At 43.5% G+C, this 23,912-nt stretch carries 14 protein-coding genes and 1 pseudogene; 13 read left to right on the top strand and 2 right to left on the bottom strand.

The window, feature by feature from the left end:
* Window positions 1-192: 192 nt before the first annotated feature.
* Both HF894_RS13560 and HF894_RS13555 read right to left on the bottom strand, forming a co-directional pair.
* Window positions 193-1,941, bottom strand: a complete 1,749-nt coding sequence (locus tag HF894_RS13560) for a bifunctional metallophosphatase/5'-nucleotidase (RefSeq protein ID WP_204970272.1) — start codon at window positions 1,939-1,941, stop codon at window positions 193-195.
* A gap of 35 nt (window positions 1,942-1,976) precedes the next feature.
* On the bottom strand, window positions 1,977-3,185 hold the full coding sequence (locus tag HF894_RS13555; protein WP_075317153.1) for an ROK family transcriptional regulator: 1,209 nt from the start codon (window positions 3,183-3,185) through the stop codon (window positions 1,977-1,979).
* Window positions 3,186-3,372: 187 nt separating this feature from the next.
* On the opposite strand from HF894_RS13555, the gene HF894_RS13550 reads away from it, so the two are divergent.
* The 13 genes and pseudogenes from HF894_RS13550 to HF894_RS13495 form a co-directional block, all read left to right on the top strand.
* Window positions 3,373-4,467, top strand: coding sequence for a DUF4434 domain-containing protein (locus HF894_RS13550; protein ID WP_075318924.1), 1,095 nt, complete (start codon window positions 3,373-3,375; stop codon window positions 4,465-4,467).
* 17 nt (window positions 4,468-4,484) lie between these two features.
* Window positions 4,485-5,885: a sugar porter family MFS transporter gene (locus HF894_RS13545; RefSeq protein ID WP_204973074.1), complete on the top strand. Its 1,401-nt coding sequence runs from the start codon at window positions 4,485-4,487 to the stop codon at window positions 5,883-5,885.
* 23 nt (window positions 5,886-5,908) lie between these two features.
* Window positions 5,909-7,084 (top strand): AGE family epimerase/isomerase, encoded by a 1,176-nt coding sequence (locus HF894_RS13540; protein WP_204973072.1) that lies wholly within the window; start codon window positions 5,909-5,911, stop codon window positions 7,082-7,084.
* Between the two features lie 104 nt (window positions 7,085-7,188).
* On the top strand, window positions 7,189-10,314 hold the full coding sequence (locus HF894_RS13535; protein WP_394334112.1) for a SusC/RagA family TonB-linked outer membrane protein: 3,126 nt from the start codon (window positions 7,189-7,191) through the stop codon (window positions 10,312-10,314).
* A 14-nt stretch (window positions 10,315-10,328) separates the two neighbouring features.
* The gene (locus HF894_RS13530; protein WP_204973070.1) at window positions 10,329-11,996 is read left to right on the top strand and encodes a RagB/SusD family nutrient uptake outer membrane protein; all 1,668 of its coding nucleotides are present in this window, start codon (window positions 10,329-10,331) and stop codon (window positions 11,994-11,996) included.
* Window positions 11,997-12,004: 8 nt separating this feature from the next.
* Window positions 12,005-13,756: a DUF5018 domain-containing protein gene (locus HF894_RS13525; protein ID WP_394334093.1), complete on the top strand. Its 1,752-nt coding sequence runs from the start codon at window positions 12,005-12,007 to the stop codon at window positions 13,754-13,756.
* A 92-nt stretch (window positions 13,757-13,848) separates the two neighbouring features.
* Window positions 13,849-15,255: an alpha amylase family protein gene (locus tag HF894_RS13520; RefSeq protein WP_075317148.1), complete on the top strand. Its 1,407-nt coding sequence runs from the start codon at window positions 13,849-13,851 to the stop codon at window positions 15,253-15,255.
* A gap of 100 nt (window positions 15,256-15,355) precedes the next feature.
* Window positions 15,356-16,273 (top strand): annotated as a pseudogene (locus HF894_RS15210) (DUF4434 domain-containing protein); the annotation flags it as partial.
* Window positions 16,274-16,591: 318 nt separating this feature from the next.
* The gene (locus HF894_RS15205) at window positions 16,592-17,989 is read left to right on the top strand and encodes a calcineurin-like phosphoesterase family protein (RefSeq protein WP_317196557.1); all 1,398 of its coding nucleotides are present in this window, start codon (window positions 16,592-16,594) and stop codon (window positions 17,987-17,989) included.
* A 340-nt stretch (window positions 17,990-18,329) separates the two neighbouring features.
* A complete protein-coding gene (locus HF894_RS13510; protein WP_075317147.1) occupies window positions 18,330-19,745 on the top strand; it encodes a sialate O-acetylesterase in 1,416 nt (471 codons plus the stop codon).
* Between the two features lie 35 nt (window positions 19,746-19,780).
* Window positions 19,781-21,127 (top strand): alpha amylase family protein, encoded by a 1,347-nt coding sequence (locus HF894_RS13505; protein WP_246593252.1) that lies wholly within the window; start codon window positions 19,781-19,783, stop codon window positions 21,125-21,127.
* Window positions 21,124-22,524, top strand: a complete 1,401-nt coding sequence (locus tag HF894_RS13500; RefSeq protein WP_075317146.1) for a DUF5009 domain-containing protein — start codon at window positions 21,124-21,126, stop codon at window positions 22,522-22,524. The genes HF894_RS13505 and HF894_RS13500 overlap by 4 nt, the downstream gene beginning before the upstream one ends.
* A 90-nt stretch (window positions 22,525-22,614) precedes the next feature.
* Window positions 22,615-23,912: DUF4434 domain-containing protein (locus HF894_RS13495; protein WP_246593253.1), on the top strand; the 1,298-nt coding region annotated here is incomplete at its 3' end.

Below are 23,912 nucleotides of genomic sequence, written 5' to 3'. Positions count from 1 at the left end.
AGATTCCTTTGTTTTTGAGAAAAACTCTTTTTGATTTATGTCAAAGGCACAATGGAAAGTTGTGAGTACTTTTGCATCGCAAAAACAATAGGAGAATTTAGTTTTTATAGAAGAGAGAGAATTGGTTTTAAAAGGGTACAAAAAGAAACAGGTTCCGAATTTCGGAACCTGTTTCTTTTTGTTATATGCGGGTTACGGTTGTTTTTCATTCCCGAACAATTTGTTGTAATCACGTTGTGAAGCTGTTTTTGTCCACGTTTCAGGAATAAAGCGCCATTGGTTTAAGGCTTTAGGTGAAATGGTTTGCTGCTGTTCGATATACTTCATCAGATAGTAACGCAAATCCTTGTCTGTGGATGAGAGGATGCGTTTTTCCAATTCGTCTTGTGGGATGCCGGCTCCTTTAGTCAGTAGCTCGCCACCACCATTGCCACGGTAAGAGTTGACAGCCACTTTATACATTCTTGTTTCGTCGAAAGGAGTGCCGTCAGCCATGCTTAGGATATGCACCTTTTCGCCTTCGGGTTTGGTTACGTCTACAGTATAGAGGATACCTGCTGCTGAGTCGAAGTTGTAGCTGGGATTCTGGAATACAGCACGGTCCGCTGCGCCTTCACGCGGTTGGGTGCGCAACAAGAGGAGTGGATCGTCGGCAGACTTCATGCGATTTGTCCATAAGGCGTACGACATCTCGAGGGCGCCGCGGATTTCTTTCCCGGAAAGACTCATGGTATATAGCATGTTTTCGTATTTGTAAAGGCTGAACATGTCATTCACGAAAATATCGCCCGCTTTTATTTCAGCATCAAAAGACAAAGGTGCGGCCAATGAGATGTCGGCTCCGCTAATTGCAAGTTGGAGCTGGTGTATGAGGTCGATGAAAGCTGAGGGACCGAAATAGGCAGGCCGTGTAGAAATACTTTCAGTAAATCGGCCTATTCGTTTGGATACAAATTGTTCCACGTCTTTACGTTGTGAGGCGAAATGACTGATGAACTCCGCATCTGGCTCGTAGCTGTCCATCCGTACAAGTTCGCCAGAAATTTCTTTTTGGGTTACGTGGCCATCCTGTAGCGTTAGCTTTACGTCTACGGAAGAGATTACTGAGGCATTATTGGCTGGGTTAATGATCAGAACTGAATCACCTTCTGCATTGATTACCTTTTCACAGGCCAGAGCGTGATCATGGCCTATCATTACTATGTCGAAACCGGGTATGTGGCGTGCTATGTCGGCTGAAGCGTTTTCGTTATACTTGCCATTCATCACATAGGCGTTGCGTCCTGCGTGGAAGATGCCTATTACTAGGTCTGGCTTTTCCTGTTCGCGGATAACCGTCATCCAATGGCGGGCTGTTTCCTCCATGTCATCGAAACGCAGGCCACGCCATAGGTTTTCCGATAGCCAAGCTGGAATAGCTGGAGTTATCATTCCTAATATGGCTATCTTTATTCCATCGCGCTCCAGTATAATGTAGGGCTTAAAATGAGGTTGTTCTGTAGCTGTTTCTATTATATTGGCTCCGAGGATAGGGAAGTGACAGTCTGATGCCCAGCGATCGAACACGGTACGGCCCGTTTCTATGTCGTGGTTACCCATATTGCCCGCATCATAATCCATAAAGTTCATCATTGCGGCGCATAGGTGTGTAGTTGTTGTATCTATATAATTATAGTAATAAGCTGTGGGTTGCCCTTGGAGGATGTCACCGTTGTCCAGTAAGATTAGTCGGTCATTATACTCTTTGCGTTCCTGGCGTATATAGGAACAAACTCTCGACAGACTGCCTGTTGCATCTTGGCGGAGAATGAAGTCGTAGGGGAAATAATTCCCATGCACGTCACTGGTTTGTACTAATTTTAGTTTTACGATTCGCTGTTGAGCCCATGTAAAGGTTGCCAGCAACAGGAATATGCTTAGAATAAGATGGCTCTTTTTCATATAAAAATGATGATATGTAATTAACTTTTAGTGATTTAATCTTCAAACATTCGACTTCTGGCCAGCATGCAGGCACCGATGATGCCGGCTTTATCTTTTAACTTGGATGTGACAATGACAGAATCCTTGTTTACCAGATTAAGTGAATATTTTCGGACGGCTGTCTTAATGGGTTGGGTGATATAATCTCCCGTCAGTGAAAGGGTCCCACCGATTATTACCATTTCCGGGTTGAAGATATTGATGAGTCCTGCAATTTGTTTGCCTAATTTTTGGCCGATTTCTTCTACAATTTCTATGCATAGCGGATCTTCCTTGCATGCAGCTTCGATTAGTTCGTCCAATGTGAGCGGCTTATTTTTTTCTTTAAGCCTGTTGGACAGGATGGAGGTTTCACCGTTCTTTATTCTTTCCAGGAATATTCGGTGGAAAGCGCTACCCGAAGCTTCTGTTTCCAAGCATCCTTTTTTACCACAGTGGCAGATGATTTCGTTGTCGAACGCATTGACGTGTCCGAATTCTCCTGAAAAGCCCGATTTCCCCGTGTATATTTTCCCGTCGATAATTATTCCAATGCCTAGTCCCCAGCTGATATTGACGAAAATGATATTTTTTTCTCCCGTAACACTTCCTTTCATATATTCTCCGTAGGTCATGGCGCGTGTGTCGTTGTCGATGCAGACTGGGAAGCCGATCTTTTCGGTTAATACTTCAGCTAATGGACGTTCTGAGAAGTTAAACATGCTAAAACTGTACCCTGATTCTGGATTAACCCGACCGGAAATGTTGATACAGATATTCATAATTTTTTCAGGGGTTATTTTTATCTGTTTTATGAAATTTCTGATTAACTTACATAGCTCTTCCAAAGCTTCCGGTGTGTTGTCAAACTTATAAGGGATATTCAATTTTAATTCTAACATATCCCCTTTGAAGTTAATTAAAGCTATATTTATAGCAAACTTTTTAATGTCTATTCCTATAAAATATCCAGATTCAGGATTTAATCCATATATACTTGGGTGACGCCCACCGCTGGTTTCTAGTTTACCATAATCATTAATGTAGCCTTCTTCACACATTTCCGATATAAATTTGGTTACAGTAGGCACACTTAAATCTAGCTCTTTGGCTAGATCCGTAATTGTTGAACTTCCATTATATATATAATGTGTAATAATTCTCTTTTTAAGGAGAGCATTTTTACTACCAATTTCTATTTCTTTTAGTAACGCTTGTGCCATATCATCAAAATTATGAGGTTCGCTACAAAGATACTAAAAAGTTTTATTATATATATCGCTTAATAATTTTATGTATATCATATTATTTCATTATTCATCGTTTATCTAATAAAATATTTTATTAAATATTTTGCTATTAATAAAATTGTATTTATATTTGTGACGTTCTAATATAAAAATGAAAAATATGGATAGGAAAAACACTGGTGATCGTAGAGAGTTTCTAAAAAAGTCCATCATGGCAGGTGCGTCCTTGTTGCTGTCTCCGTCATTATTGAAAGCTTCGTCGGATAGTGAAATTTGGGAAATGACAAACAAGAATGGAGGGGTGATGCTTAAGTCTGATGGGTTGAAGATAACAGGTACTTTTTTGGATGAAATTTCTCATGATATTCCTCATCAGAATTGGGGGCTGAAAGAGTGGGATCGAGATTTTCAATATATGAAAGCCATTGGTATTGATACGGTCATCATGATTCGTTCTGGTTATCGGAAGTTTATCACTTATCCTTCCAAGTATCTGTTGGGGAAAGGTTGCTATATGCCTTCGGTTGATTTGCTGGAGATGTTTCTGAAGTTAGCCGAGAAGTATGGCATGAAGTTCTACTTTGGTCTTTACGATTCGGGACGCTATTGGGATACTGGTGACTTGAGTTGGGAAATAGAAGATAATAAATATGTGATAGAAGAAGTTTGGGAGTCGTATGGGAAACGTTACAAAAGTTTTGGAGGGTGGTATATCAGTGGCGAGATAAGTCGTGCAACCAAAGGAGCTATTGATGCATTTCATGCTATGGGAAAACAATGCAAGGATGTGTCAGGAGGTCTTCCTACATTTATATCGCCATGGATTGACGGGAAGAAAGCTGTAATGGCCAGTGGCAATAAGCTAACAAAAGAAGAAGCAGTGTCTGTGCAACAACATGAGAAAGAATGGAATGAAATTTTTGATGGTATCCACGATGTTGTAGATGCATGTGCTTTTCAGGATGGGCATATTGATTATGATGAGTTGGATGCTTTTTTTGCCGTTAATAAAAAGTTGGCAGATAAATATGGTATGCAGTGTTGGACTAATGCAGAATCATTTGACCGTGATATGCCAATTAAATTCTTCCCAATAAAATTTGATAAGCTGCGAATGAAACTGGAAGCCGCCAAACGTGCAGGATATGATAAGGCTATAACTTTTGAGTTTTCTCATTTTATGAGTCCACAGTCAGCTTATTTGCAGGCGGGGCATCTGTACGATAGATATAGAGAATATTTTGGTATTGAATAATAGTTTTTTTAATAGGTATGAAATCTGATATAAATTTTTCTTATTTGATATTCCTTTCTGTCGTAGCGGCTTTGGGTGGTTTTTTGTTCGGATATGATGCAGCTGTTATTTCTGGTACCATATCTCAGGTTACAACCCAATTCCAACTTGACCAGATTCAGACTGGCTGGTTCGTAGGCTGCGCGTTGGTCGGCTCCATTGTTGGTGTATTGTTTGCAGGTCAACTGAGCGATAGGTATGGGCGTAAGATTACTATGCTAATAGCCGCTATGTTTTTTTCTGTGTCCGGTATTGGTTGTGCATTTACAGGTAGTTTTGACCAGTTGGTTGTAGCCCGCATTCTTGGTGGTGTTGGTATTGGGGTAGTATCTATTGTTTCACCGCTTTATATTTCTGAGATTTCTGTTGCTCATTATCGTGGAAGGCTGGTTTCTCTTTATCAATTGGCAGTAACTTTGGGTTTTCTTGGAGCTTATTTGGCTAATTATCAGCTTCTTCATCTTTCTCAGAGCGGAGTGGAGGTCGGTTCTGGTTGGATACACACAATTTTGGTGTCTGAAGTATGGAGAGGTATGTTAGGGCTTTCAAGTGTTCCTGCGTTATTGTTCTTTTTTGTTGTACTTTTTATTCCGGAAAGTCCTCGTTGGCTTGTGCTTAGGTGTCGTAATGATAAGGCGCTCGATGTTTTCCAAAAGATATATCTGCATGGACAGGATGCACAGGCACAATTGAATGAAACAGTGTCTGTAGTACAGTCTGAAAATAAATCAGATTGGAAATTCCTTTTCCAACCAGGCATATTTAAAGCTGTAATGATTGGTGCGGCCATAGCCATACTGGGACAATTTATGGGTGTGAATGCTGTGCTCTACTATGGCCCTTCTATCTTTGAAGAAGCCGGCCTTTCGGGTGGCGATGCCTTGTTCAGCCAGGTGTTGGTGGGTTTGGTCAATGCCGTGACGACGGTGATTGCCGTCTTCATCATTGATAAGGTAGGACGCAAGAAACTTGTTTACTATGGTGTATCGGGCATGGTGCTTTCGTTGTTGCTGATAGGTTTCTATTTCCGTTTCTCGGCTTCGCTGGGTTTGCCCAACAGCTTCCTGCTGTTCTTCTTCTTGCTTTATGTATTCTGTTGTGCCATATCCATTTCAGCGGTCATCTTTGTCCTGTTGTCCGAGATGTATCCCACGCGTATTCGCGGTATGGCCATGTCTATTGCCGGCTTCGCCCTTTGGGTTGGCACTTATCTGGTAGGACAGCTTACTCCTTGGATGCTCCAAAATCTTACCCCCGCCGGAACATTCTTGCTGTTTGCCCTCATGTGTGTGCCTTACATGCTGATTGTATGGAAACTGATACCCGAGACTACCGGCAAGTCGCTTGAAGAAATAGAACGTTATTGGATGAAAAAATAATCGACCTAATAAAATATAAAATTATGGATTTCAAGAAATTAGCTGAACAGTACAAAACAGAGCTTATGGAGAATGTGCTTCCTTTCTGGTTGCAGCATTCCCAGGATAAGGAGTTTGGTGGCTATTTCACTTGCCTGAAACGCAATGGCGAAGTGTTCGATACAGATAAGTTTATCTGGTTGCAAGGCCGCGAAGTCTGGATGTTTGCCATGCTCTACAACAAGGTAGAGAAACGCCAGGAGTGGCTCGACTGTGCCATTCAGGGTGGTGAGTTCCTGAAGAAGTACGGTCATGACGGCAACTACAACTGGTATTTCTCGCTCGACCGCGAAGGACATCCGTTGGTAGAACCTTACAACATCTTCTCTTACACGTTTGCTACAATGGCTTTCGGACAGTTGAGTCTGGCCACGGGCAATCAGGAATATGCTGATATTGCCAAGAAGACTTTCGACATCGTACTGTCGAAGGTGAACAACCCGAAAGGCAAATGGAACAAACTCCATCCCGGCACACGCGACTTGAAAGGCTTTGCCCTTCCTATGATTCTTTGCAACCTGGCATTGGAAATAGAGCACTTGCTCGACGAAGATTTCCTGGTGAAGACCATGGATACCTGCATCCACGAAGTGATGGACGTATTCTATCGTCCTGAGTTAGGTGGTATTATTGTAGAGAATGTGCTGGCTGACGGTTCATTGTCCGACTCCTTCGAAGGTCGCCAGGTTACTCCTGGTCATGCCATCGAGGCCATGTGGTTCATTATGGACTTGGGTAAGCGTCTTAATCGTCCGGACCTGATAGAGAAGGCTAAGAACATCACACTGACCATGCTCAACTATGGTTGGGACAAGCAGTACGGTGGCATCTATTACTTCATGGACCGTTTGGGCAATCCTCCCCAGCAGCTGGAATGGGACCAGAAACTTTGGTGGGTTCATATCGAAACCTTGATTTCGTTGCTGAAAGGCTATCGCCTGACGGGCGACCGGCAATGTCTGGAATGGTTTGAGAAGGTACACGATTATGTATGGTCTCACTTCAAAGACCAGGAATATCCCGAATGGTATGGCTATCTGAACCGTCGCGGTGAGGTGCTGTTACCTTTGAAGGGTGGCAAGTGGAAAGGCTGCTTCCATGTTCCTCGCGGACTGTATCAGTGTTGGAAGGTGTTGAATGAATTAAGTGAAAAGTGTTAGCCTAATAAATATTATTAATTAAAAAGATCGAACTTATGAGAGATTTTATTAAAGATCCTACAAGAAGTTTTCGGTGGATGAGAATGCTTTCGTTCTCATTATTGATGCTCTTATTATATCCTTTGGGTATTCAGGCACAGGATATAACTTTGAAGGGAGTGGTATCTGATGGTACCGGAGAAGGCTTGCCTGGTGTGAGCGTGTTTGTGAAAGGTACCGGTAATGGTACGATTACGGATGTTGAAGGAAAGTATTCGTTGAATGTAAAAAGCAGCGATGTCGTTGTCTTTTCTTTTGTCGGCATGAAAACGCAAGAACATAAAGTGGCTGGTCGTACGGTCATTAATGTAGAGATGAAAGATGATACAGAACTGCTCGACGAAGTGGTTGTCGTTGGTTACGGCACGCAGAAAAAAAGTTCGCTGACTAGTGCTGTTTCAGCCATGAAAGGTGAAGAGTTGCTGAAGGCACCGTCTACAAATGTGTCTCAGTTGTTGGGAGGTCGGTTGCCCGGTATTTCTTCAGTGCAAGAGTCAGGAGAACCGGGTTTGGACCAGGCTTCTTTGAAGATTCGTGGTTCTATCTATAATGTAGCTTACATTGTGGATGGCTTCCCGGTAGACAATATCAATGACCTTGACCCGAACGACATTGAAAGCGTATCTGTTTTGAAGGATGGTGCTTCGGCTGCTGTATATGGTCTGAAGGGTGCCGGTGGTGTTATCATCGTAACAACCAAGAAGGGTGAAGTTGGTAAGACGAAAGTGACTTATGATGCATCCTTTGGTGCTTCTATGAATGCCAACTTCCCGCAATTTATGAATGGTCCTCAGTTTGCATACTATTATAATATGGCAGAGATGATGGACCAGTTGGCCAGTGGCGCTATTACCGACCGTAGTCAGTACGTGCCCCATTTCACAAAAGAGAATGTGGAAGCCATGACCAATGGCGATCCTACCGATGGTTGGGACAACGTAGACTATATTGATAAAGTGTTTGGTACAGGTTTCACCCAGAAACACAGTGTAACAGTACAAGGCGGTAATGAAAAGATGCATTATTTCACTTCTTTGGGTTACTTGGGACAAGATGGTAATATTGATAACTTCAATTATCGTCGTTACAATGTACGTACCAACATTGAGTCTGATTTCGCCAAGAATTTCCACTTTACGCTGGGTGTAGCCGGCAATGTTGGCCGTCGTCATACTCCGGGTTATGCTTCTGGTGGAACGGATAGTAATTCTTATTTGGGAGAACAAGGTTGGTTGTCTGTTGCACGTCAGACAATTCAGATGCATCCTTATTTGCCAGTTCAATATAATGGTATGTATACAGCTGCCCTACAGAATAATACTTCATTACCCAATAGCCCATTGGCTGCCATTTATGAGTCAGGATACAAAAATACCCGTAGCCTTGACTTGCAGACAAATTTCTCATTGAGCTACGACGTTCCTTGGATTAAGGGCTTGTCGCTGAAGATTAGCGGTTCTTATAACTACGGAACTTCACATAATAAGAATTTGAATACTCCTTATTCTACGATGGTATACGATAATGCAAGTGGTTGGAGTATAAAGTCCGATCCTCGTGGAACAGACCAGGGTATTAATATAGGCGAAGGTCAGTCTACTTATGAACAGTTGGTTGGTCAGGCCAGCATCAATTATCTTCGTTCATTTGGCAAACACAATGTAGATGCAATGTTCTTGGTAGAAGGCCGCGATTATAAATCGAATAATTTCTCGGCTTATGCACAGAACTTACCATTTTCTCAGCTCCCCGAGTTGAACTACGGTGTTGCAACCAAAGATCCCGTAGCAGGTTCAAGTGATGCATCACGTTCTGCCGGTTATGTTTTCCGTCTGAAATATGACTATAGCAATAAGTATTTGGCAGAGTTTACCGGTCGTTACGATGGCTCTTATAAGTTCTACGGAATGGCAGGTCAGCAGTGGGGTTTCTTCCCGTCGGCTTCTTTAGGTTGGCGTTTGTCCGAAGAAAGTTTTATGGATAATCTCAATTTCCTGGACGACTTGAAGATTCGTGCTTCTGTCGGTTTGCTGGGTAACGACTCTGTGACTCCTTATTCTTTCTTGAGCCAGTATGTTGCTGGAACCAATGTACTTATCAACGGTGTCTTGTCACCAGCTTATTATACCAACGTTATAGCCAACCCCGATTTGACTTGGGAGAAGACATTGTCTTGGAATGCAGGTTTTGATTTCACTATGTGGAATGGTATGCTGGGGATGGAATTTGATGCTTTCTATAACTATACTTATGACATCCTGACTGCTATGGGTGGTGATTATCCTCCTTCTATGGGTGGCTACTATCAGACTTATGCTAACTACAATAAGATTGATAGCAAAGGTGTAGATATTCTGGTTTCTCATCGCAATTCATTCCAGTTGGGTGGCAAACCCTTTACCTATGGTGTAAGTGCCAATATTACATACGCTAAAACTCGTTGGTTGCAATATCCCGATAGTCCTAATATCATGGAATGGCGTAAAGTGACAGGCACTCCTTATGGTGCTACAATGGCATGGGTGGCTGAAGGCCTGTTCCGTTCGGAAGAAGAGATTACCAATTCTGCATGGTATAGTACACGTCCTAACGTAGGCGATATCAAGTATAAAGACCTGAATGGCGATGGAAAAATTACAGAAGATGATAAAGCTCGTGTAGGCCGCAGCAATCGTCCTGAATTGACTTACGGTTTGAATCTGAACTGTTCTTGGAATGGCTTTGATTTTAATGCACAGTTTACAGGTGGTGCTCTGTTTGATGTATCTCTGACCGGAACATATTACAATGGTTATGATGATAATACAATCTGGACACAGACATTCAAAGAAGGTGCTAATTCTCCTTTGTATTTGGTAGAAAATGCTTATAGCATTGATAATCCTGATGGAACTTTCCCACGCATAACTCTTGGTAGCCCTGGACACGGTGGAGATAATGGCTTGGCTTCAACTTTCTGGTTGCGCGATGGTAAATATATTCGTCTGAAATCAGCTCAGTTAGGCTATTCATTCCCACGTCAATGGATGCAGAAAATTAATATTCAGAATCTCCGCATCTTTGTAGAAGGCTCTAACTTGTTCACCATTAGTGGTCTGCCCGAAGGTATTGACCCTGAATCACCGGGCGTGAACAACGGTTATTATCCGCAGCAGAGAACTATAATGGGTGGTATTTCATTAACATTCTAAAAAACGTATAGTCTATGAAAACAAGAATAATCGGTTTATGTATATTGGGGGCTTCACTGGGATTGAGCTCTTGCAATGATTTCTTGGATATGACTCCGACTAATAGTATTTCGGATAAGGTCATGTGGAGTACCACTACGAATGCGGAATATGCAGTCAATGATTTATATAAATACTTTTATAATTTAAGTAACTTTACTTTGGGACAATGTGCTGCTGGTATGACCGAGGCTTTGACTGACCAGTTGAAGTATGGTTCTTATAATTATAATGCTCTTTGTTTTATTCCCAGTGAGATTGCTTACGGTGGCACGACATTACAGCCTTCTTATGTAAGTACATATCTTGGCAACTGGGCAACGATGTATGAATATGTGCGTCGTACGAATGAAAATCTTTATAACCTGCATAAGTTTGGCACATTGAGTGATGCAGATTCTGAACGTTTGGAAGCAGAAATGCGTTTCATTCGTGCTTTCCTGTATTTTGATTTGCTCAAGCGTTATAAGGAAGTGATTATTTATAATGAAGACCTGACTCAGATAACTCGTGATAAAGCGTTGAGTACTGAAGAAGCCGGTTGGGATTTTGTAGAAGAAGATTTGAATTATGCCGCCACTCATTTGCCCGATCAGGCAAATGCCAATGGGCGTATAGATAAAGGTGCCGCTTATGCTTTCCTGACTCGTGCAATGCTTTATGCAAAACGTTATGATAAGGTAAAATTGGCAGCTGCAGAGGTTCAGAAACTGGGTTATACTTTGGAGAGCAATTATGCAGATTCGTATTCAAAAACAATAAAAGAAGGCAATAAAGAAGCTATTTTGCAGTATTGCTTTGACCGGACAATCGGCCACGATTTTGATACCTACTATACTCCGGGGGGTGACTATAAGCTGATTGGAGTAAATAGTGGTGGATATGGCACTCCTACTCAGGAAATGGTGGAATCCTATGAGTTGGCTGAAGGTGGTTTCCCCGATTGGTCAACTTGGCATAGCACTGAAGGTGTAACGGATACTCCTCCTTATGACAAACTGGAACCACGTTTCCAAGCTACCATTCTTTATAATGGTGCTCAGTGGAAAGGCCGTACTATTGAGACTTTTGTTGACGGTGTAGACGGTTGGTGTCAGTGGAACAAAGACAAAACTCCCGAAGGCAGAAGTACTACAGGTTATTATTTGCGTAAGTTGGTTGATGAAAATCATAATCTTTCTGAACTTGCCGTTAGTACGCAACCTTGGACTGTTATTCGTTTCGCTGAAGTCTTGTTGAATTATGCTGAAGCTTGCTATCAAACAAATGATAATGCTGGTGCCAATGAAGCAATCAAAGCTTTGCGTGCTCGTGTAGGTCTTTCTTATTCAGACAAGAGTGGCGATAACCTTTGGAAAGCCATTGTTCAGGAACGTAAGGTGGAATTGGCTTATGAAGGACAATGGTATTGGGATTTGCGTCGTTGGAATGTAGCAGCAAAATCATACGAAGAGGGTGGTTTGAATGGTTATCAGGTTCATGGTTTGAAGATTGAGAAACAATCTAATGGTGACCTGAAGTACACTTATGTATCTTGCGACGATAAAGACCGTAACTTCCCGGAAAAGATGTATCGCTGCCCGTTGCCACAATCTGAGTTGGATAATAATAGTGCTGTTTCCCAATATCCGGAGTGGAAATAACAGGTAGAATGGATATACATATCACTTTAGATGGTAACGGATATTCATTAAATCTAATAAAAACAATGATTATGAAGAAGATATATTTATTATTTTTAGGCTTGTTGTCTATAATGACAGCCTGCCAGGAGCCTGAATATGTGCTCCCTACAGCAGATCGTCAAGGTATTACGAGTCTGACAGCCATCTTTACCTCTGGTCCTTTTGCTGACAAGGAAATTGTTAAATATGCAATAACAGATGCTACGGCTGACAAGTATGTAATTCCTATTCCATGGTTCTATCCAGAAGATAGTGAGGATGAGACTACACCGTATATGACGGCCGTCAGAGTACAGGCCGAGCTGGCTCCTAATTGTACTATTGAACCCGGTCTGACAGTATTGGACCTGACTCAAGACAATTATTTTGTATATACTAATGCACAGGGCGAGAAACGTGAAATCTGTATTACTGGTGAGCGGACAAAATCAAGTAAATGTGAGTTGCTTTCTTTCTCCCTGCTTGAACCTGCAGTTTCTGGTGTTATCGACAAGAGTACAAATGTCATTTCCTTGATTAGTGCAGATGATTTAAGCTCTTGCTTGGCCGACATTACTTTGTCACCTCATGCTACTATTACGCCTGATCCCCGTGTAGAAGCTCTGAACTACAATGATGAAGTTACTTTCACAGTAGTAGCTCATAACGGCGTTGACAAGCAGGAATATGTAGTCAAGAAGACTATTCCAGAGAAGATACCTTACGGCTTCAATGCACCGCTTGAAGAATTGTTCAGCTTGGATGCAACTGCTGGCGCTTCTATACCTTGGAACACTACCAATGCTCCTACATTGGGTGTTGTAGGTGGACAGCTGGTTGTTTGTATGGGTGATGGAACGACTCCTCTCTATTTTAACCAAGAAACAGGAAGTAAGGGTGGTACTATAAATCTGGGCTCTGCACAAGCAGGTTGCGTCACTAGTGATGAGGGTGGACATCTGCTTATCTGTAATAAGGTCGATGCAGGTGGTCAATGCAATATTTTTGTTACTTCTTCTGTGAAAGATGCTCCTCAGCCTTTCTATACGTTCACTAATAATACAGGTCTGCCTACAGGTGCGAAGATGAAGGTAATAGGTGATGTGACAAAAGATGCTGTGATAATCTTAACCAACGATGGTATTGACGGTGTTACTACTTCAAGTGTCTTTACTCGTATCGTAGTAACCAATGGGGAAATTAAAACTCCTGAAGTGGTTGATATCTCTTCTACAGGTTTGGCCTGGGGTTCAGCACCAGTTAATTCAACTTCTGTAGTTCCGGCCTCTACCAATGTAACGGAAGGTTACTTCCTGTCATACTATGACAAGAATATCCTGACTTATTTGAATGGTAACAACCAGATTGCAGCTCAGTTGGCTAACAGCAGTGGTAATAGCTGGGCACAGAATCAGAACTGTCTGGATACTAAGAAGTTCAACAATGCTCATTATCTGGCTATGCTGCTTGTTTCTCACTTCCCGATGTGGGGTGTTGGCCCACAGTTGTATCTGTATGATATCACAAGCAAGGGCTCTTTGGGCAATGATGTATTTACTTCACCGGCATTGACATTCAAGGCTGATGCTTTGAAATGGTATCAACAAGGTGAATCGAAGACCGCTTCGGGCGATGTACTGATTGCTCCGTCAACTAACGGTTTCAAGATTTACGTTTACTACTATGACAATAACAGTGCTACTATCGGTGGCTTTGCTGCTGATTGTATCCAGAAATAATTTGGTAAATTAAGAGTTTCCAGGAGGCTCGGGAAGCTGGGTCTCCTGGATTTTTAATGAATGACGAACTATTTGGAAAATAATTATTTGCGATGAAGTTTTTTAGATATTCTAATGCCATTGCGGCTTTGTGTTGTATGTTCTTGTTGGGAGCTTGCAAAGACAGTAATGACGGTATATCTGATTGGCCTTGGGAGGGAGATACGGATGAACCGGAACAACCGGTTGAAGTTAAACCTCGTTTTATTTGGATTGATGCTGCTGCCAATTTTCCCGATTATGCTAACAGTAAAGAAAATATAGAACGTGACTTGGCGAAAGCTAAAGAAGCCGGTTTCACTGACATTGTGGTGGATGTGCGTCCTACTATGGGCGATGTATTGTTTCAGACCTCGGCTGTAGAGCAAGTGAAGAAGTTGGACTATTGGAGTGACAATGGTTATGTTTATTTTGAACGTACGGAGACTTGGGACTATTTGCAAGCCTTTATTGACGCCGGGCATAAATTGGGACTGAAAGTCAATGCTTCTATCAATACCTTTGTAGGTGGTAACCTTTATCCTTATGGCTTGGGCGAACAAGGGCTGCTTTTCAGAGACGCTTCTAAAAAAGAATGGGCCACTACGCTTAATCTGGAGGGAGGTCTTACCAATGCTATGGATATGACGGCTGCAAACGACCCCAATAATGTGTATGGCACAAAATTCCTGAATCCGGCGAATGACGAAGTTCAGCAGTTCATTCTTCAACTGTTAGGCGACTTGGCCAAATATGATATAGATGGCATATTCCTGGACCGTTGCCGTTACAATGACTTTGCTTCTGATTTTTCTACTATTTCCAAGCAGAAGTTTGAAGAATATATTGGTGAGACGGTCGAAAATTTCCCCGATGACATCATTAAGCCCGGAAGTAGCTATTATCCGCTACCTTCTCCGCAACCCAAGTACATGAAGCAGTGGTTGGAATTCCGTGCAAAAGTCATTCATGACTTCATAGCCAAGGCGCGCGATAAGGTGAAATCTGTTAATCCAGACTTGCGCTTCGGAGTATATGTCGGTGCCTGGTATTCTACTTACTATGAAGTAGGTGTCAACTGGGCCAGTCCTAAGTATGACACTTCTGCCGAGTATCCTAATTGGGCAACAGCTAGGTACAAAGACTATGGCTATGCCGATATGCTCGACTTTATGTTGCTTGGTGCCTATGCTTCGGCCGATGAGATATATGGTAGCGGAGAATGGAACATGCAAGGCTTCTGTAAGAATGCTAAAAAACTTCTGATGAACGATGTCAAGTTTGCCGGTGGTCCGGATATAGGTAATAGTACAGGTTGGACAGATGGCGGACAAGGAGCCAAAATACCTCAGACCATAGATGCCTGCATCAATGTGGCTGATGGCTATTTTGTCTTTGATATGGTACATGTTAAGATGTACGACTATTGGAATGATTTCAAGAAGGGATTTGACGATTACCTGAGTTCCGTACAGCAATAGATTGATTAGTTTATAACTTGACACATCCCCTACTTAATCAAAATAAGCTGTCTCTTGCATTTCCGTTAGTTGAAAGGGCAGCTTCTTTTATAATGATATTATGAAGAATTCAATATTTTCTTTATTCTTTTTTTGTTTGTTGGTTTCCTTCAGTGCAAGGGCTTCCGAACGGTTGATTAAGGCTACCTTCATCCAACCATATCTGGTAGAGCAGTGGGACGATAGCCGTTGGAAGCAGGAGTTCAAGTCGCTCAAGGCGGCTGGTATGGAATATGTTATCTTCATGCACACTGTTCATACAGACCAGGAGGGAAACACTACGGCGGTTTATCCTTCGGCTCTGCCTGGTGTGTCGGGCAATAAGAGCGATTTGCTTGAAAACTGCCTGCGCAATGCTCGCCGAGCAGGATTTAAAGTATTTGTAGGACTGAATTTCAATGAGGCCTGGTGGAAAGCTGATTTTACTCCGCAATGGCTTATGCAACAGATGGAGTTTGGAAATCAAGTGGCTGAGGAGTTGATAGGGCGCTATAAGTCGCGCTACAAAGATACCATGTATGGCTGGTATTGGGTTTGGGAAGTAGATAATTCATATTGCAAGACACCGATGCATCGGGAGTTTCTTGTCAAGGCTTTGAATATGAATCTGGATTATCTACATCAGCAGACCAAAGGCATGCCATTCCTGTTATCGCCTTTCATGAACAGTCAGAATGGTACTGCGGCTCAGTGTGCTGAAATGTGGAAGTATGTATTGACTAATGCACATTTTCAGGATGGTGATATTTTTGCACCGCAAGATTGTATCGGTTCCGGTTTCCTTAACTTGGATGAAGTGGCTGACTGGTTTTCTGCTTTGGCTGATGTAATTCCGACTACTCCGCGTATTCGTTTTGTGGCCAATGTAGAGATGTTCGACCAACGTTTTTGGACAACAGCGACTTTAGACAGGATTCAGCGTCAGATGGATTTGCTCTCTCCATACGTTTCAGGGTTCATTTGTTTTGCCTATTCTCACTATTACAGTCCTTGGTTGCGCCATCCGGCTTTCCATGAAGCTTATACTTATTATGCTCAGAAGGGCTGCTTGCCATCTCTAGTCACACCTTTGCCGGTGTCACAGTTGGCTTGGATGCAGAATAAAAAGCAGGGTGTATTTTTGTCGTGGAAGGACGAGAGCAAGCCGCAGGCTGTAGGCTACCATATATATAGAGAAGGACAATTGGTAGGTGATGTCCAGCGCAAAAAGGAGGAGGCTGAGCCATTCGGAATGTTTACTGTCAGGGAGGCAGGCACGTACGAAGTAGCTGCTTACAACGTGTGTGGAGCGGAGTCGGTGAAGACACAAGTTTCCGTGCCCGACTATTTGTTCGGACAGCGAATCTGCGGACGGGTTACTTGTCAAGGAAAAGGTGTTGCTGGGGTAGTAGTGACCGATGGTTTCGACTGTGTGGTTACTGACGGACAGGGTCGGTATGAGTTGAAACGTAACCGCGGAGCGCGTTTTGTGTACATCAGTTCGCCTGCAGGTTATCTGGTTCCTGTGAGTGAGCAGACTATTCCTCAGTTTTATTTGCCACTGGATTCGTTAAAGGAAAAAGACTATGATTTTGAGTTACTGAAAAATCCGAAGGACGACAATCGTCACACATTCTTGGTTCAGGCCGATGTGCAGGCCACTTCGGAGAAGGATATAGCTGGCTATCGTGCCTATTTGCAGGATGTACAGGAATTGCTGCGTACTTCGGACGGTCAGTCTGAAGTATTCGGTATTGATTGTGGTGATATTGTAGGTGATTCACCGCAACTGTTTCCTTCATACATACAAGCGTCCTCGACTTTGAACATTCCGGTTTATCGGGCTATTGGCAACCATGACATGACTTATGGTGGTCGCACTTTTGAGTATTCTTACCGTACTTTCGAAGACTATTTTGGTCCCATCTATTACTCTTTTAACAGAGGTAAGGCACACTACATTGTGCTTGACAACTGTTTCTATGTCAATCGCGATTATCAGTACATAGGTTATATCGATGAACGCACGTTTGCCTGGCTGGAGCAGGATTTACGTTTTGTAGCAAAGGGAAGTCCAGTGTTCGTTGTGGTACATATCCCAACCAGTCTGACTCCGAAACTACAGTGGAATGCTTTATTGCAGGATGAAACCAGCAATGCTTCCGGTCTGTACCGGATGTTGGAAGGATATGATGCACATATCATTTCGGGACATACGCATTTCAATCTGAACGTTTGCTTTAATGATTCACTGATGGAACACAACACGGCTGCCGTGTGTGGCATCTGGTGGAAGGCTGACATCTGTATGGACGGCACACCGGCCGGATATGGCGTTTATGAAGTGGATGGTACGGACGTGAAGTGGTATTATAAGAGTGCAGGCCAATCCAAGGATTATCAGTTCCGGGCTTATCCTGTGGGTGCCAGCAGGGAGTATCCCAAAGATATCATTGCCAATGTATGGAACTGGGATGAGAAATGGAAGGTGGAATGGTATGAAGATGGGAAACGGATGGGCGAGATGACCCGTTTTACCGGTTATGACCCCGATGCTGAGGCCATTTGCTCAGATAAGGAAAGAGTGCAATATGACTGGATTTCACCGGTGCAGACCAGTCATTTGTTTAGAGCTACTCCCCGAAGTAAGACTTCAAAAGTAGAGATAAAGGTAACTGACCGCTTTGGAAATGTATTTAGCCAGTTATTGAAATAAGAGGAAAAGATTTCTAATGAGTATACGGCCCTTTCGTTTAAATTGTGGTATCCGGCATTTGCCAGCAGTTTGTTCTCACAAACAGGCAGGAATGTTTATCAGGAAACTCAGTCAGGGCAATTTAGTTTCATTCGTTGAAACTGATGGTTTCATCCGCTGAAACTAACGGTTTCATCCGTTGAAACTACTGGTTTCGTCCGTTGAAACTACTGGTTTCATCCGTTGAAACTACTGGTTTCATCCGTTGAAACTGATGGTTTCATCCAATGAAACCAATCTGAAACTTTACTCTTAAGATGAAAGAACCGTGTAAATGAGTATGTAAAAAGGAAAGGAAGATATGAAAAGATTAGTTAGTTTGTTTAGCTTGCTGCTTTTGTGGTCAGCTCTCTATGCCAAAGTAACACTCCCCTCCATTTGGGGTGACGGTATGGTGCTGCAGCAGCAATCAAAAGTTGTTTTCACAGGCCAGTCAACAACTGGTAAGAAAGTGTATGCCGTGGCTTCGTGGAACGGCAAGAAAGTCTATGCCGACCGTCAGGAAGGGCAACAATGGACATTGACGCTGGAGACTCCGGCCTATGGTGGCCCTTATACCATTACTTTTAACGATGGTGACAAGTTGGTATTAAAGAATATTCTGATAGGTGAAGTTTGGTTCTGTTCCGGTCAGTCCAATATGGAGATGCCTGTCAAAGGTTTCCGTGGTCAGCCTGTCTATGGCTCTCAGCCCTATATTGTGTCGGCTAATGCCAAACGTCCTCTGAGGCTCTACACAGTGAAGAATGCCTGGAGCACTACTCCGAAGACAGAGGGTATTGACGGATATTGGACGGAACTTTCGCCTAAGGAAGTAGCTAATTTCAGTGCCACTGCATATTTCTTCGGCGATTTACTCCAACGTACGCTTGATGTACCTGTAGGATTGATACATTGTGCCTGGAGTGCTTCGAAAATTGAAGCTTGGATGAGCCGTGAGACGTTGGAGCAGTTTGCTGAGGTAGAGCTGCCCGATGTGCAGGCTACAGAATTCGGTTGGCCGGCCGGCACACCGACTCTGCTATGGAATGCCATGGTCAACCCGTGGAAAGGTTTTCCAGTGAAGGGAGTCATCTGGTATCAGGGTGAGGCCAACAGCCCGGCCCCAGCTCTCTATAAGAAACTTTTTCCTGCCATGGTAGCCGAGTGGCGCGCTTTTTTCCAGTCACCCGAACTTCCGTTCTATTATGTCCAGATTGCTCCTTGGCAATCGGAAGGTAGTGATAAGTTCGATTGGGCTCTCTTCAGACAATGTCAGCTTGAACTGATGTACGAAGTGCCCGGCACAGGCATGGTGATTACCACCGATGCCGGCAGCGAGAAGTTTATCCATCCACCTTATAAGATAAAAGTAGGTGAGCGTCTGGCTTATTGGGCTTTGGCACGTACTTATGGTTTGGAGGGTTTTACCTATTCAGGCCCCATCTATCGGCAATGTCAGATGAATGGCCGGCAAGTTGAGGTAGACTTTGAATTTGGTGAGGACGGCCTTGGACCCGAGAATCAGTTGGTAGAAGGCTTTGAGCTTGTTGACGAGGCTGGTAATATACATCCTGCCAAGGCAGAGATTATCGGTGGAAGTTCGAAGGTAAAGGTATGGAACGATTCTGTTCCGAGTCCGGTAGAAGTGCGCTATTGTTTTCGCAACTACAAGGTCGGAACATTGCAAAACAATGCCGGACTTCCGGCCGCTCCTTTTCGGGCAGTCATAAAATAGAAACAAGTATTAATCAATAAAACATGTATATACCAATGAAAAAACTAAGTTTGAAAAAATCTCTTTTACTGCTTGCCTCGGGCATGCTTGTGTTGACTTCTTGCGGTGGAACCAAGAAAAAGACCGAAGTGTCAGAAACGCCAGTCAAGCCGGCACTGATGTGGTTTGATGCCGAAGCCAACTTTGGACGTTTCAATCAGAAAGACTCCATTGACTATTATTTGCAAAAGATAAAGTCGCTCGGGTTCACACATGCTATTGTCGACGTACGTCCCATTACCGGTGAAGTACTCTATGACAGCAAGTATGCGCCACGTATGGAAGAGTGGAATGGTGCTAAGCGTGGCGACTTTGATTATCTGGGCTATTTCATTCAGCAGGGACATAAGCTTGGATTACAGGTACATGCTTCGTTGAATGTATTCTGTGCCGGTCACAATTATTTTGACCGTGGTATGGTCTACAGTGGCCATCCGGAATGGGCGTCCATGGTTTACAATCCTGAAAAAGGGATTATCTCTATCATGGAGGAAAAACATAAGTATGGGGCCATGATTAATCCGCTCAACGAGGAATATCGTACGCATATTCTTAATGTGCTGAAAGAGTTGGTTGGAAAATATCCCGATTTGGACGGACTGATGCTCGACCGTGTACGCTATGATGGCATCAGTGCCGACTTCTCACCGCTTTCGCGCAGCAAGTTCGAAGAGTATATTGGTGCTAAGGTAGAGAACTTTCCGCAGGACATCCTGACTTGGGAAAAGACAGCAGACGGAAAGTTTGTGCCCAAACGTGGCAAGCTGGCTTTGAAGTGGTTTGAGTGGCGTACAAAGACGATTACCGATTTTATGGCTTTGGCCCGTAAGGAAGTGAAGTCTGTGAATCCCAACATCTCGTTTGGTACATATACAGGTGCCTGGTATCCTTCTTACTATGAGGTGGGTGTAAACTTTGCCAGCAAGAACTACGACCCCAGCAAGGATTTTGATTGGGCTACTCCTGAGTATAAGAACTATGGCTATGCCGAACTGATTGACCTGTATGCTACCGGCAATTACTACACGGACATTACGATAGAAGAATATCAGAAGAATGGTCATAGCGTTTGGAACGAAACAGACAGCCAAGCACAGTCGGGTACATGGTATTGTGTGGAAGGTTCGTGTCAGCACCTGCGTACTATATTGAAAGATAATAAGTTCATGGGTGGAATCCTGGTGGACCAGTTCTATGACAATCCGGCCAAACTGTCGAAGACAATAGCCATGAACCTGAAGCTTTCAGATGGTCTGATGGTGTTTGACATCGTACATATCATCAGTAAGAATCTTTGGAAAGAGGTGGAAGAAGGCATGAGAGAAGGAGGAGCTTGCCGATGAAAGGACGTGCCTACTCGTTGGATGCCCTTCGTGGATATGCTATTCTGACGATGGTGCTTTCGGCCACCGTTGCGGGCAGTATTCTGCCCGCATGGATGTACCATGCTCAGACACCGCCACCCACACATGCCTTCAATCCCGAATTGCCGGGGCTGACGTGGGTGGATTTGGTCTTTCCTTTTTTCCTGTTTGCTATGGGGGCGGCATTCCCGTTCTCCATTCGTAAGCGGAAAGAAAAGGGAGAGAGTGAGTTGAGGCTGGTGTATGATGCGTTGAAGCGTGGCGTGCAACTTACGTTTTTTGCCATCTTCATCCAGCATTTCTACCCTTATATGCTGAGTAGCCCGCAGGACATGCGCGCCTGGCTGCTGGCCATAGCTTGTTTTGCGGTTCTGTTTCCCATGTTCATGCGTTTACCGTTTCCCTTGCCGGCATGGGGACATACGGCAGTTAAACTGGGAGCTTATGCGGTGGCAGTAGTCATGCTGCTTACGGTGAACTATGCAGATGGGCGTGAGTTTAGCTTGTATACCAGTAACATCATTATTCTGTTACTGGCCAATATGGCCATTTTCGGTTCCATCATTTATTTGTTTACGATGGACAACAAGTGGGCACGCATTGCAGTACTGTTGGTGCTGGCCGGTATTATACTGAGTAGTGAGGTGGAAGGTTCCTGGACAAGTACTCTGTTTGGCTTTACTCCTGTTTCCTGGATGTATCGTTTCGATTACTTGAAGTACCTGTTCATTGTGCTGCCGGGTAGTTTGGCCGGTGACTTCCTACTGGAATGGATGAACAGGCGAGGGCACGAAGAAGGAGAGGATAAAAATGACCGCAAAGCCTATGCTGCTCTGTCTTTGTCGGTAGCAATCATTGTGTGCAATCTGGTAGGACTGTATAACCGGTGGCTTCATGTCAATCTGGTTGTGAACATCCTGCTGCTTTTGGCTGGTTGGTGGCTGTTGCGCAAGTCGGCGGGCAGTGCTTCGTTGTGGAAAGAGTTGTTCAATATGGGTGCTTTTCTGTTATTGGTTGGCTTGTGTCTGGAACCGTTCCAAGGAGGAATAAAGAAAGATGTGGCTACTTTCAGCTATTTCTTTGTCACTTCGGGATTGGCCTGTATGGCTCTGATCGTTTTTCACATCCTCTGTGACTATTTCCGTTGTCAGAGGTCTACTGCGTGGCTTGTCATGTCGGGACAGAATCCGATGATAGCCTATGTGGCTGGCGATTTGCTGGTGATACCCGTATTGCAGATGACGGGTGTGTTCCCGTTACTGTCTTATTTGCATTCCAATCCGTGGTTAGGATTCTTGCAGGGGTTGCTGCTTACTTCTCTGTCGTTGTTGGTTACCATCTTCTTTACCCGTATCAAGTGGTTCTGGAGGACTTGATTAGACATATGTGATTAATTTTAATTTGAATGTAAAATAAGTATTCTGATGGATAAAGGAACTGTATTAAGATGGCTTATTTCGTTTGCAATGTGCGTATCGTTGTTTATCATTCCCGTTAGTGGACAACGTGTAGAAAATCATTTTGTCAAACCAATCACTGGCACTTGGATAAACCTAGCCTATCAGGATGTGCGTAACAAGTACACCAATCCGCAGCATTTTGATTATACAGCCCCAGCTTTATGGAGGCAGAAGATAAAAGAACTTTCTGAGATGGGGATTGAATATCTTGTTTTTATGGCTGTGGCCAATGAAGGGAAGGCATATTATCCTTCTAAATTGATGCCTCATGCATATGCTCCCGAGAAAGAAAGTCCGGTGGATGTTATTATGGATATGGCGGACGAATTGGGAATGAAAGTTTTTATGAGCACGGGCTGGGCAAAAAATCAGGATGACAATTTGCAGGATCCGGCAATCAAGCAACGTCAGCTTCAGATGATGGAGGAACTGGCAGCTCTGTATAGAAACCATAAAGCATTCTATGGTTGGTATTTGCCGGTAGAAGATTGTCTTTGTCCGATTTTTGCGGAACATGCTGTACAGTCGGTCAATACATTGGTAGAGAAAGCACGGGTATTGACTCCTGGAAAGAAAACTTTGATATCTCCTTATGGCATTGTGAATTCTGCTTTTGATGACCCGGCTTATGAAAGGCAGTTGGCCAAATTGAAGGTTGATATCATTGCCTATCAAGATGAAATTGGATGTGTCCGCGAGCAGTTTCCTCTTCTTCGTTTGAAACGAAGTTGGGAAAAATTGCGTGCGATCCATGACAGATTGGGCATTGCATTGTGGGCGAATTGTGAGACCTTTACATGGGAAAACGAAACCAATGATCGTGCTTCTGCTTTAATTCCTTCTGCTTATTCGCGCTTGTTGTCCCAGCAGGTGGCTGCATCGGTTGCAGGGGTAGAAACTATCACATCCTTTATGATGTACGGCTTGTTTGACAAGCCTGATTCGCCGTTTCAACTGGGGCAGCCAATTTGGTCGAATAAGGCATATACAGATTATATGGCTTGGAAGAACGGTGATAAGTATTGGAACTATCTGGCTGCTTCTTTTGCAGGTACGTTAATAAGCGGTGAGATTGCAAAGACAGACAATGTGTTGTGGCAAAAGATGCTGGATGGAAAACTGGCCGAAGAAAGCAGTGCAGATACGTGTTGGGTGGAATTTGCCCCCGGGTATCATGAGCTATTTTTTGATTTTGGGAAAATAGTACATTTGAAGCAGTTCATGTTTCGTGTGCTGAATTATAAATCTCAAGATATCTGTTTGCCGGAAAATATCAGTTTGTCAGTTTCCGATGACGGCATACG

The organism is Caecibacteroides pullorum, from assembly GCF_019239235.1.
GTDB classification, from domain to species: Bacteria; Bacteroidota; Bacteroidia; order Bacteroidales; family Bacteroidaceae; genus Bacteroides; species Bacteroides pullorum.
Note: the sequence above shows the minus strand (reverse complement) of the source record. Positions and strands in the feature narration are given on the sequence as shown.